This window comes from Pseudomonas sp. efr-133-TYG-23 (assembly GCF_030209215.1).
In the GTDB taxonomy this organism is placed as follows: domain Bacteria; phylum Pseudomonadota; class Gammaproteobacteria; order Pseudomonadales; family Pseudomonadaceae; genus Aquipseudomonas; species Aquipseudomonas rhodesiae.
The window spans coordinates 20,638-32,136 of record NZ_JARVSL010000018.1 but is presented as its reverse complement, the minus strand read 5'-3'; the positions used below and the strand labels follow the sequence as shown (position 1 = coordinate 32,136).

Genomic DNA, 11,499 nt, shown 5'->3' with positions numbered 1-11,499 from the left:
CTGGGCGATCACCGGGTGTTTTCGGAGCTTTTTTCTTTTTTGCACAAGGAAAACCGGAAGGTCCGGCGATGTGCCCCGCAATTGCTGGGCAGCGTTTCGCGCGGCGTTGCGGCGAGCGTTGTTTGTCGTGTGGAAACCCCGCCGGGCGCTGGACTAGGGTGAAGGCAGCCCCATGTTGGGGTGCTTGTGGAGAACTGGAAAATGGAGCGACATCACAAACGGATCAACAACGTAAAACGGCGCAAATTGATCGCCGCCTACAAATTGCCGGGGGCGCCCGGGGCGCACGCCACGTTACCGCTGGACACCGATGAAGACAGCAACGCCGCGGTGGTCAACAACAGTGTCATGTCGTTTGCCGAGGGCCTGTCGGGGCTGAACCGCGAATACATCCGTAAAAGCTATCTGCTGGCCAGCAGTTACGTGAGCGATGTGTTGAAAATCCAACGCGGCAGCGAGGCGTGGTACGACGAATTTATCAAGGTGATGATCAGTCTGGGCTGGCTACCGGTACGCAGTCGGTTCGAGCGCGTCTCCAGCGTCGGCAAGGGCCTGACGGTGCAACTGGCGGCGTTGAATATGATTGCGACGTTGCTGGCCTCGACGTCATTGAGCGGGCCGTTGCTGGCTACGCTGCCCAAGCTCGCGGCGGATGCGCTGGAGGCGCTGAAGCAGCAGCCGACGTCTTTCGAACTGTTCAAACGCAACAGCGCCGTGCACCAGGGCGGTGATTTCGGCCTGGCGTCCTGCGCCGAATCCGACGGTGAATTGACGATGGTTCTGGTGACCTACAGCACCCAGGGCGTGAGTAAACAGGTGGGGTTGCCATTCCTGGAATGGGATAGCTCCTCGTTCGAGGCCTTCAGCGGGCAAACCTGCCTGGTGCTCAATACCTCGGTGGTCAACGAAAAAACCATCCAGCTGATGCGCGAGAGCGCGGGAGACAAAGTACAGCTGGCAATCGCGAAATACCGGATTTAGGGCACCAGATAGCCGCGCACGCCCGTAAAAATAATCTGCGCGGCAAGGGCGCAAACAAACAAGCCCATCAACCGACTGACAATCTGCAAGCCCTGGTCACCCAAAATGCGTTCGATGCGGTTGGACAAGTACAGCACCACACCCACCGTGAAGCTGGCCAGGGCGATGCTGAGGATGGCCATGATTTTGTCATCCCAGTGCGGCTGGCTGACCCCCATTACTAGCAACGCACCGATGGTGCCGGGGCCGACGGTGAGGGGGATGGTCAGCGGCACGATGGTTACGTCCTGCTGCACGTTATCGGTCTGCACGGCCGACTTACCCTGAGCCATGCCCAGGGCAGAGATGAACAGCACACTGCCGGCGCCGATGCGGAATGCGTCCACGGTGATGCCGAACACACTGAAAATCAACCGGCCGAACAGGTAGAGCAACACACTGGACACCAGTGTTGCCAAGGCCACTTTCCAGGCCAGGCGGCGTCGTTCTTTGCTGGAATAGCCGCGAGTCAGGCTGATAAAGCAGGACAGCACGAAGAACGGGCTGTAGAGCACCAGCATCTTCAGGTAAACGCTGAATAACACGTGGAGCATGGAGGAGGCTCGCGGCAGGAGAAGTGGGGAGAGTCTAACAGGCGCCAGGGGGCAAATGTGGGAGGGCAAGCCCTATCCCACATGGGATTTCAGGTCACGAGGGGGCGTGTTCGGGGCGCTGTTGACGCTGTGCCACCCAGAACTCCACCAGTTCACGCAGTTGCGACAGTTCCACTGGCTTGGCCATATGCCCGTCCATGCCGGCTTGGCGTGCGCGCTCTTTGTGTTCCGAGAGAATGTGCGCGGTGAGCGCGACCACCGGCGTGCGGATGCGTTGGTGGCTGACTTCCCAGGCGCGCAGTTGTTGGGTGGCCGAAAAGCCGTCGAGGATCGGCATCTCGCAGTCCATCAACACCAGGTCATAACGCTGGGCTTTCATGGCCTCCAGCGCTTCTTCGCCGTTGCTGGCAGTGTCCGGGTTGAGGTTGAGCTTGCCGAGCATGCCGCGGATAACCTTGGTGGAAATGCTGTTGTCTTCGGCCACCAGGATGCGGAAATCGCTAGGCACGGTGACCGCTTCCGGCGTAGTGGGGACCGGGCGCGGCGTGGCGCTGCCTTTGCTGCGTTGGGTCAGTTCGTCGGCCAGGGTGGTCTTGAGGGTATAGCCGGCCACCGGCTTGGCCAGGATGCGCTTGATCCCGCAGTTACGCGCGATGATCTTGCTCGGCGCGTTGCTGATGCCGGTGAGCATGATCAACAGAATGTCGTGGTTCAGGCTAGGGTCTTCCTTGATCTTCGCCGCCAGTTGCATGCCGGTCATGCCTGGCATGTTCTGGTCCAGCAGCACCACGTCGAAGTAGTCGCGCAGGTGCGCTTTGGTGCGCAGCAGGGCCAGGGCTTCTTTGCCCGAGGGCGCGGCACTGACGTTCAGGCCCCAGGCCGAGCATTGCTGCACCAGCACTTTGCGGCAGGTGTCGTTGTCGTCCACCACCAGCACGCGGGCGCCTTTGAGCGGGCCGTCGAGGTCGGACGTCGGGTGTTCCAGGCGCTCCGGGTCCAGCGGCAGGGTTAGCCATAGGGTGCTGCCCTGATGGCTGCCGCTCTTGATGCCGAATTCGCCGTTCATCAACAGGATCAGCTGGCGCGCGATCACCAACCCCAGGTGGCCGCTCAAACGGGTGGCCGACAGGAAATTCTTACTGTGCAGTTCGCTATGCAGCAGGGCATCGCGCTCGGCGGCTTCCATTGGAATGCCGCTGTCTTGCACGGCGATGCGCAGGCGCGGTTTGGTGCTGCGATCGTCCAAGGCCACCACGATCAGCACTTCGCCTTCGTCGGTTTTCTGCAGGGCGTTTTCCAACAGGCTCAACAGCGCCTGGCGCAGGCGTGTCGGGTCGCCGCTGATAACGCGCGGCACCTGGGGCTGGATAAAGCTGATCAGTTCGACATTCTGCTGCTCGGCCTTGGCGCGGAAGATACTCAGGCAGTCCTCGATCAGCGCATTGAGGTCGAACTGCACATCGTCCAATTCGATCTGCCCGGATTCGAGTTTGGAGATGTCGAGAATCTCGTTGATCAGCGTGAGCAGTTCGTTACCGGCGCTGTGGATGGTCTGCACATAGTCCCGTTGCTTCACCGACAGCGGAGTGCCCAGCAGCAGTTCGGTCATGCCCAGCACGCCGTTCATGGGGGTGCGGATTTCGTGGCTGATTTTTGCCAGGAACTCGGCCTTGGCGGCGATCTCGGCATTGCTGGCGGCCAGGTCGCGGCTGAGGCTGAAGCGTGCCTCGACAATCGCGCGCTGGCGCTCGCCCAGAGCCAGGCTCATCAACAGGCCACTCAGGCAAATGAATGCCAGCAGCGTCACGATCAGGCCCTGTGGCGAGACCATCGTCAGGCCCAGCAGCGCCGGCAGGATAATCAGAGTGCCGATATTGAAGACCACCATCCCCGCCACGAACAGTCGCGCTGGACGGTAGCCTTTCTGCCAGTGATACGCTGAAACGAACAACATGCTCAGCCCCGCCAACGCCACCAGCGCGTAGGTGATGATATTCAGGGGCAGGGTGTTGACGAACAACAGCAGCAGACCGCACAGCACGATGAGCAGGATGTCGGCCATCAGCAGCTTGTTCAGTACATGGGGGCCGAGCGGCATAAAGAAGCGATAGGCAAACATCAGCCCGCACGGTGCGGTCAGCAGCAGGGCCAGGTACGCGCCGGGGGTCTGCACTGCGTGCCAGTTGGGCAGCCACGGGCCGACCAGGTTAAGCAGCAGCGCCAGGCTGAGCATCAACAGGGCCTCGCAGGCGGCCAGCCATAGGCTGCTGCGCGAGCGGTGGTAGGCGAACCGTGTGAGGTTATGCAGGATCAGCATCAGCAGGCAGCCGAACAGCAGGCCGTAGATCAGCGTCTGCGTCTGGTTGGCGGCGGCAAGTACGGCCGGTTCCAGAGTGATATAGGGGCGCAGCTCGTGTTCCGAGACCAGCCGCACGTAGACATCAAGGACGTTCTGACTTTGCGGCAGCGGTAGCATGAAGTCGCTGCTGGGCAGCGGGCGTTCCGTCTGGGCCTGGCGGGTGCCGGTGCTTTGTTGCTCTACCAGGGTGTCACCATCGAGCACGTATAGGTTCAGGTGGGACAGGTCCGGGGCGAAGATGCGCAGCACTTGCTCGTGCTTGCCGGGTTGCAACTTGAAACGTACCCACAACGCACCGTCCGGCTCCGCGGCGGTAATACGGTCCAGTTCGATGGGGCTGAATTGATTGGTGTAACGCGAGGAGCGGATGTCGCTCAGTTGCAGGTCAGCCTGTTCATCAAGCAATACTGCCCAGCCACTGCCTTGCGCGGCGGCCTGGGCCGGGAGCAAGCAGAGCAGCGTCAGCAGACTGACAGTGAAACCTATGGCGATCCTGAGCCAGCGCACGGCGAAATCCCTTCGTAGGTTGATGCACGGGTTAACTATGCGCGGGGTGGCGGGTATACGGCAAGGGCCTTGAGCCCTTGCCTAACCGAACGGATAGCTACTGACAATGCTAGCGATGTTCGAGATTTACTGGCTCTCACCACGCTCGCGGGCAATGGCGCGATAGCCGATGTCCTTGCGGTAGAAGCAGCCCTTCCAGTCGATTGCCGCGGCCAGTTTGTACGCTTGCTGCTGCGCGGCGTCGACACTGGCGCCCATGGCGGTGGCGCACAGCACGCGGCCGCCGGCGGTGACGACCTGGCCGTCCTTGAGCGCAGTGCCCGCATGGAACACCTTGCCTTCCAGCTTAGCCGCCGCTTCCAGGCCTTCAATCACGTCGCCCTTGGCGTAGTCGGCAGGGTAGCCGCCGGCTGCCAGCACAATGCCGACGCTCGGACGTGGGTCCCACTGTGCTTCAACCTTGTCCAAGGCCTGGGCCAGGGCGGCTTCCACCAGCAGCACCAGGCTCGATTGCAGGCGCAGCATCACCGGTTGGGTTTCCGGATCGCCGAAGCGGCAGTTGAACTCGATGACTTTCGGATTGCCGGCTTTGTCGATCATCAGACCGGCGTAGAGGAAACCGGTGTACACGTTGCCTTCGTCGGCCATGCCGCGCACGGTCGGCCAGATCACCTGATCCATCACACGCTGGTGCACATCACTGGTCACCACCGGCGCCGGCGAGTAAGCGCCCATGCCACCGGTGTTCGGGCCAGTGTCGCCGTCGCCGACGCGCTTGTGGTCCTGGCTGGTGGCCATTGGCAGCACGTTCTTGCCGTCGACCATCACGATGAAGCTGGCTTCTTCACCGTCGAGGAATTCTTCGATGACGACACGCGAGCCCGCATCGCCGAAGGCATTGCCGGCGAGCATGTCGCGTACGGCGTCTTCGGCTTCCTGCAGGGTCATCGCTACGATCACGCCTTTACCGGCGGCCAGGCCGTCGGCCTTGATCACGATTGGCGCGCCTTTTTCACGCAGGTAAGCCAGGGCCGGCTCGATCTCGGTGAAGTTCTGGTAATCGGCGGTCGGGATCTTGTGGCGGGCGAGGAAATCCTTGGTAAAGGCTTTCGAGCCTTCCAATTGCGCAGCACCGGCGGTGGGGCCGAAGCAATCCAGGCCACGGCTGCGGAACAGGTCCACCACACCGGCCACCAGCGGTACTTCCGGGCCGACGATGGTCAGGGAAACGTTTTTCTCGGCGAAATCGGCCAGTTGCTCAAGGGCCAGCACGTCGATGGCAACGTTCTGGCATTTGGCTTCAATGGCGGTGCCGGCATTGCCGGGGGCTACGAAAACTGTCTGGACGCGAGGGTCCTGGGCAACTTTCCAGGCCAAGGCGTGTTCACGGCCGCCGCTGCCGATGATCAAAACATTCAAGTCAGACTCCTTCGAGGGAAGTTAAAAGCTGCAAGCGGCAAGTTAAAAGCAATCTGCATTGCCTCTCCCTACGTTGCGCAGCCTCTAATGAATAAGGCTGCAAGCGAAAGTAAAAGCGATCCCGGTCTACTCTTACTTGCCGCTTGCAGCTATAAGCTCGCTACTTCACGCAGTGGATCAGTGGCGGAAGTGGCGCATGCCAGTGAAGACCATGGCAATGCCAGCTTCGTCGGCCGCGGCAATCACTTCGGCGTCGCGCATCGAGCCGCCTGGCTGGATCACGGCAGTCACACCGGCCTTGGCGGCGTTGTCCAGGCCGTCACGGAACGGGAAGAACGCGTCGGACGCCATCACCGAACCGGCCACCTGCAACCCGGCGTGCTCGGCCTTGATCGCGGCGATACGCGCCGAGTTCACGCGGCTCATCTGGCCGGCGCCGACCCCGATGGTCTGGCGGTTCTTGGCGTAGACGATGGCGTTGGATTTAACGTACTTGGCCACTTTCCAGGCGAAGATCAGGTCGTGGATTTCCTGCTCGGTCGGCGCCCGCTGGGTCACCACTTTCAGGTCGTCGGCGCTGATCATGCCGATATCGCGGCTCTGCACCAGCAGGCCGCCGTTGACGCGCTTGTAGTCCCATGCCGCGGCGCGGTCGGCCGACCACTCGCCGCAGGCCAGCAGGCGCACATTGGCCTTGGCTGCGACGATGGCGCGGGCTTCTTCGCTCACGGATGGGGCGATGATCACTTCAACGAATTGACGATCGACGATGGCTTTGGCGGTCTCGGCGTCCAGTTCGCGGTTGAAGGCGATGATGCCGCCGAACGCCGACTCGGTGTCGGTGGCGTAGGCCAGTTCGTAGGCCTGGCGAATGCCGCCTTCGGCGTCCGGGCTGACGGCCACGCCGCACGGGTTGGCGTGCTTGACGATCACGCAGGCCGGCTTGACGAAGCTCTTGACGCACTCCAGCGCAGCGTCGGTGTCGGCCACGTTGTTGTAGGACAGCTCTTTGCCTTGCAACTGGGTCGCGGTGGCGATGCCCACTTCGGCAGGCTTGGCTTCCACGTAGAACGCCGCGCTCTGGTGCGGGTTCTCGCCGTAGCGCATTTCCTGGGCCTTGATGAACTGGCTGTTGAAGGTGCGCGGGAACTGGCTGCGGCCTTCGGTGCTGAGGGTTTCGGCGGCTTGATTAACGGTGCCCATGTAGTTGGCGATCATGCCGTCGTAGGCGGCGGTGTGTTCGAACGCCTTGAGCATCAGGTCGAAACGCTGAGCGTAGGTCAGGCCACCGGCCTTGAGGTTTTCCAGCACGCTGGCGTAGTCGCTGGCATTGACCACAATGGCCACGTCTTTGTGGTTCTTGGCCGCCGAGCGGACCATGGTAGGGCCGCCGATGTCGATGTTTTCGATGGCGGTCGGCAGGTCACAGCCGGGTTTGTTGATGGTGGCTTCGAATGGGTAGAGGTTGACGGCCACCAGGTCGATCGGCTTGATGCCGTGCTCGTTCATGATCGCGTCGTCGGTGCCGCGACGGCCGAGGATGCCGCCGTGGATTTTCGGGTGCAGGGTCTTGACCCGACCGTCCATCATTTCTGCGAAACCGGTGTAGTCCGCGACTTCTACTGCGGCCACGCCGTTGTCCTGCAGCAGTTTGAAGGTCCCGCCCGTGGAGAGGATTTCCACGCCCAGAGCTTCCAGCTCACGGGCAAATTCGAGGATCCCGGTCTTGTCGGAGACACTGATCAAGGCGCGGCGGATCGGCAGGCGGGTGGTCTGGTCGGTCATTTCAATTTCCATCAAAAGCAAAGGAGTCAGCAAAAAAGGCGACCGGTTTTACGCGGGCGCCTTTCTGGTTGGATTGAATGCTTACAGCAAATCGTACTGCTTGAGCTTCTTGCGCAGGGTCCCACGGTTGAGGCCCAGCAGCTCACTGGCTTTGGTCTGGTTGCCCTTGACGTAGTTCATCACGCTTTCGAGCAAGGGCGCCTCGACTTCGGAGAGCACCAGGTTGTACACGTCCGTGACGGAAGCGCCCTCAAGGTGGGCGAAATAATTGTGCAGCGCCTTCTCGACACTCCCGCGAAGGGTCTGACCTTCTTCGCTCGGCGTGTTGAGGTGCTGTTTCAAATTGACGTTGTCGCTCACGGGTGCTGTTCCACTCACTAAAGTCTCGGTCATCATCGTCATGCGGCCACCCCCTCTCCGTCCCCTGTCACCAGGCTCTTGTAACGTCCGGCGAAGAACTCACGAACGTTGGCGCACTGTGCTTCCGTATCATCCAAACGATTGAAGTGGGCGCGAAACTCCTTGGCGCCCGGCAAGGTTGCGAGATACCAGCCCACATGCTTACGAGCAATGCGTACTCCCATGACGTCTCCATAGAAGGCGTGCAGGGCGGCCAGATGCTCTAGCAGAATACGTTCCACCTCGATCAGCGCCGGCGCCGGCAAGGTTTCGCCGGTGCGCAGGAAGTGCTCGATCTCACGAAAAATCCACGGCCGCCCCTGGGCAGCACGGCCAATCAACAGGCCATCGGCACCGGTCGCGTGGAGTACGCGCCGGGCTTTCTCGGCGGAGTCGATATCGCCATTGGCAAAGACCGGCATCGACACCGCCTGCTTGATCGCGGCGATGGTGTCGTACTCGGCTTCACCGGTGTAAAGGTCGGCGCGGGTGCGGCCATGCACCGCCAGCGCTGTAATACCTGCCTGTTCGGCGATCTTCGCCACCGTAAGACCATTCTTGTTGTCCCGGTCCCAGCCGGTGCGAATCTTCAGGGTTACCGGCACATCGACTGCGGCGACAACGGCCTGCAGGATCTCGGCAACCAACTGCTCATCTTTCAACAGCGCTGAACCGGCGGCCTTGTTGCAGACCTTCTTGGCCGGGCAGCCCATGTTGATATCGATAATCTGCGCACCCAGCTCCACGTTGGCCCGGGCCGCATCCGCCAGCATCTGCGCATCTCCACCGGCGATCTGCACCGAGCGGGGCTCGGGATCACCTTCGTGGATCATGCGCATCCGCGACTTGCGGGTGTTCCACAGACTCATGTCGCTGGTGACCATTTCCGAGACTACTAGGCCGGCGCCCAATCGTTTGCACAGCTGACGAAAGGGCTGGTCGGTGACGCCCGCCATAGGGGCGAGAATCAAGCCGTTCTGCAATGTGTATGGGCCGATGCGTACCGCCGACATAGGACTTCCCTGTTGTGGGGCCGGATCATTAGAGTTCGAAAAAGGGTTGGCATGATACCCGCTCTCGATGACTGGATAAAGGCTGAATTGGATAAAATCTGAACAGTTATTTCTTTATCGCCGTCGGTTTGGTTGACCGGCGCGCAGTCAATCTTCCACCGTCAGGTTTCGCTGGTTGAGTCGTTTCACTCGGGGGAGTGGAAGCTCAGGCTGTAATTCACGGCTTTGTTGCCCGGATCGAGGATATCCAGGGAGATATGGATCGGGGTCTGCGATGGCATTTCGCTAACGCCGGCCAGCTCGCCGCTGAGGTATTCGCTCGGTTTGAACCGACGACTGGCAATCAAGCCGCCGTTGAGGTCGGCGAAACGCAGCTCTAGCAGTGGGAAGGGCTGGGAGAAAGTTGCACGGTTGTAGATGATTGCGTCCACCACCAGCGCCCCGGCGAACTCAGGGTGGCTGCGCACCACCAGGTTGCTGCTCTTGATATGGGCGATATCGACCCGTGACGGTACCGTGCAGCCCAGTGTGGGGCACAACTGCTGGAACCACGGACGGTAGGCGTCCTGGCGGGCCAGGTCGTCGAATTGATAGGCGATGTACTGGCCCGCCAGGCCGGCTGCGGCGAGAAGCACCAGCAATAGCCAGATCAGGCGGCGGCCCAGCCCTGAAGGGCGTTTTTGCGCGTAGAGGTGCAGCGGGTCGTCTTCCAGGTCCTGAAGCACGTCGTCGTGGACGCTGGCCGCAGGGCGCGCACGCTTGCGGCGCGGCTGAGGGTGTTCTTCCGGCTCCGGGGTGGGGGTCTCATCGTGTACTGGAGTGACGGGGGGATCGAATGCGTCGGTGTCGCGTATCGACCGCAACGGCGGCTCATCCTCGATCTCGTCGGTGTGGAACGACATCGACGGTTCGGTGCGCTGACGTGTCGCAGCGCCTGGGGTCGCTTCGGGTTCGTCTTCGTCGGCTTGGACACGTTCTTCAGCGGGTTCGCTGAACAGGCTGGCGGCCCACTTTTCCTCTTCGGCCTTGAGCGTGTCGCGGCTGGCGCTGAGGGGTTCTTCCTTCTGCCGACGATCGCCGGGTTGGCGACGGTCGGCGCTCACCGATGCGGCGGGCTGAGTGGGGCGGCGTTCCAGCTTGGCCAGTTCTTCGTCCAGGTCCAGGTGATCCAGATCCAGCTCTTCGGCGCTCCATTGCTTCTGGCTGATCGCGCGCGGCGCCTCGGGCAAGGCCTCGGCGGCTGTCGGCGGCTCGGTCGTCGGCGCAGGCGCAGGCGCAGGCGCATGGGCCGCGCGTTGCTCCAGTAACTGACGAGCCGCGTTGAACACTTGCAGGCACGAGCCACAACGAACTACGCCGCGGGCCACGCTCAATTGAGCATGGTTGACGCGAAAGCGAGTCTGGCAATGTGGGCACTGGGTGACGAAACTGTCGGTCATGCGGCCATCCGATTCAGGCAAGCGCTCATTCTAGCGCCGACGACCGCTGATGCGTACCCAGCCATCGCGGTTAGCGATCGGGTCCAGGTCGAAGTCCTGGGCATAAGCGGCGGCGACTTCATCGCCCTGTTCGGCGAGGATCCCCGACAGCGCCAGGCGCCCGCCGGGCTTGACCAGGCTCGATAGCTGCGGCGCCAGGGACACCAGCGGCCCGGCGAGGATATTGGCCACCAGCACATCGGCCTGCACCTGGGGCAAATCCTGCGGTAGGTAAAGCGGGAATTTGCCTTCAGGAATGTTGTTGCGCCCGGCGTTGTCGCGCGACGCTTCCAAGGCCTGTACATCGATATCGGTGCCGACGGCTTCCTTGGCACCCAGCAGCAGAGCGGCGATTGCCAGAATCCCCGAGCCGCAGCCAAAGTCCAGTACGTGGCTGTCGCGCAGGTCCTGACCGTCGAGCCATTCCAGGCAGAGGGCGGTGGTGGGGTGGGTGCCGGTGCCGAACGCCAGGCCCGGGTCGAGCAGCAGGTTCACCGCGTCCGGCTCCGGGGCCGCGTGCCAGCTCGGCACGATCCACAGGCGCTGGCCAAAACGCATGGGCTGGAAGTTGTCCATCCAACTGCGCTCCCAGTCCTGGTCTTCGATCACTTCGCTGTGATGTTCCGGCAGCGGGCTGCCGGTGAGCAGTTCCAGATGGGCCAGTACGCTGGCGGCTTCGGTGCCGCCCTCGAACAGGGCCAGCAAGTGGGTGTGGGACCACAGTGGGGTGGTGTTCAGTTCGGGTTCGAAGATCGGCTGGTCTTCGGCATCCATAAAGGTCACCGACACGGCGCCCACTTCGAGGAACGCGTCTTCGTAGGTTTCGGCTTGTTCTGGGCTGATGGCGAGACGGACTTGCAGCCAAGGCATGGCGGGCACCTTTGAAAATAATGAGTGTGCGACGACGGGGTCGCGAAAGCGCGCAAGTTTACGCGAGCGGCGGGCAGAAGACGACACTACTGACT

At 61.8% G+C, this 11,499-nt stretch carries 9 protein-coding genes; 1 reads left to right on the top strand and 8 read right to left on the bottom strand.

Annotated features, from left to right (window positions below):
* Nucleotides 1-201: 201 nt before the first annotated feature.
* Nucleotides 202-981 (top strand): hypothetical protein, encoded by a 780-nt coding sequence (locus QRN41_RS11775; RefSeq protein WP_285421600.1) that lies wholly within the window; start codon nt 202-204, stop codon nt 979-981.
* Here the strand turns inward: QRN41_RS11775 and tspR are convergent.
* From tspR to prmA, 8 genes are all read right to left on the bottom strand, one after another.
* Nucleotides 978-1,574, bottom strand: a complete 597-nt coding sequence (gene tspR, locus QRN41_RS11770; RefSeq protein ID WP_034095676.1) for a type III secretion system genes modulator TspR — start codon at nt 1,572-1,574, stop codon at nt 978-980. The genes QRN41_RS11775 and tspR overlap by 4 nt on opposite strands.
* Nucleotides 1,575-1,668: 94 nt before the next feature.
* Nucleotides 1,669-4,440: a hybrid sensor histidine kinase/response regulator gene (locus QRN41_RS11765; RefSeq protein WP_285421599.1), complete on the bottom strand. Its 2,772-nt coding sequence runs from the start codon at nt 4,438-4,440 to the stop codon at nt 1,669-1,671.
* Between the two features lie 126 nt (nt 4,441-4,566).
* Entirely contained in the window at nt 4,567-5,859 is a 1,293-nt protein-coding gene (purD, locus tag QRN41_RS11760; RefSeq protein ID WP_167416824.1) for a phosphoribosylamine--glycine ligase, read from the bottom strand.
* Between the two features lie 177 nt (nt 5,860-6,036).
* Nucleotides 6,037-7,644: a bifunctional phosphoribosylaminoimidazolecarboxamide formyltransferase/IMP cyclohydrolase gene (purH, locus tag QRN41_RS11755; RefSeq protein WP_034095679.1), complete on the bottom strand. Its 1,608-nt coding sequence runs from the start codon at nt 7,642-7,644 to the stop codon at nt 6,037-6,039.
* Nucleotides 7,645-7,725: 81 nt separating this feature from the next.
* Nucleotides 7,726-8,046 (bottom strand): DNA-binding transcriptional regulator Fis, encoded by a 321-nt coding sequence (gene fis, locus QRN41_RS11750; protein ID WP_003221275.1) that lies wholly within the window; start codon nt 8,044-8,046, stop codon nt 7,726-7,728.
* Nucleotides 8,043-9,056, bottom strand: coding sequence for a tRNA dihydrouridine synthase DusB (gene dusB, locus QRN41_RS11745; RefSeq protein ID WP_167416825.1), 1,014 nt, complete (start codon nt 9,054-9,056; stop codon nt 8,043-8,045). Before dusB ends, fis begins: the two co-directional genes overlap by 4 nt.
* Nucleotides 9,057-9,241: 185 nt before the next feature.
* A complete protein-coding gene (locus QRN41_RS11740) occupies nt 9,242-10,495 on the bottom strand; it encodes a DUF3426 domain-containing protein (RefSeq protein WP_167416826.1) in 1,254 nt (417 codons plus the stop codon).
* Between the two features lie 30 nt (nt 10,496-10,525).
* Entirely contained in the window at nt 10,526-11,404 is an 879-nt protein-coding gene (prmA, locus tag QRN41_RS11735; RefSeq protein ID WP_040265994.1) for a 50S ribosomal protein L11 methyltransferase, read from the bottom strand.
* Nucleotides 11,405-11,499: the final 95 nt, after the last annotated feature.

What these genes read in the sequence shown, in the direction of transcription:
- QRN41_RS11775 (WP_285421600.1), top strand. Translation starts at nt 202, where the DNA reads ATGGAGCGACATCACAAACGGATCAACAACGTAAAACGGCGCAAATTG.
- tspR (WP_034095676.1), bottom strand. Translation starts at nt 1,574, where the DNA reads ATGCTCCACGTGTTATTCAGCGTTTACCTGAAGATGCTGGTGCTCTAC.
- purH (WP_034095679.1), bottom strand. Translation starts at nt 7,644, where the DNA reads ATGACCGACCAGACCACCCGCCTGCCGATCCGCCGCGCCTTGATCAGT.
- fis (WP_003221275.1), bottom strand. Translation starts at nt 8,046, where the DNA reads ATGACGATGATGACCGAGACTTTAGTGAGTGGAACAGCACCCGTGAGC.
- dusB (WP_167416825.1), bottom strand. Translation starts at nt 9,056, where the DNA reads ATGTCGGCGGTACGCATCGGCCCATACACATTGCAGAACGGCTTGATT.
- QRN41_RS11740 (WP_167416826.1), bottom strand. Translation starts at nt 10,495, where the DNA reads ATGACCGACAGTTTCGTCACCCAGTGCCCACATTGCCAGACTCGCTTT.
- prmA (WP_040265994.1), bottom strand. Translation starts at nt 11,404, where the DNA reads ATGCCTTGGCTGCAAGTCCGTCTCGCCATCAGCCCAGAACAAGCCGAA.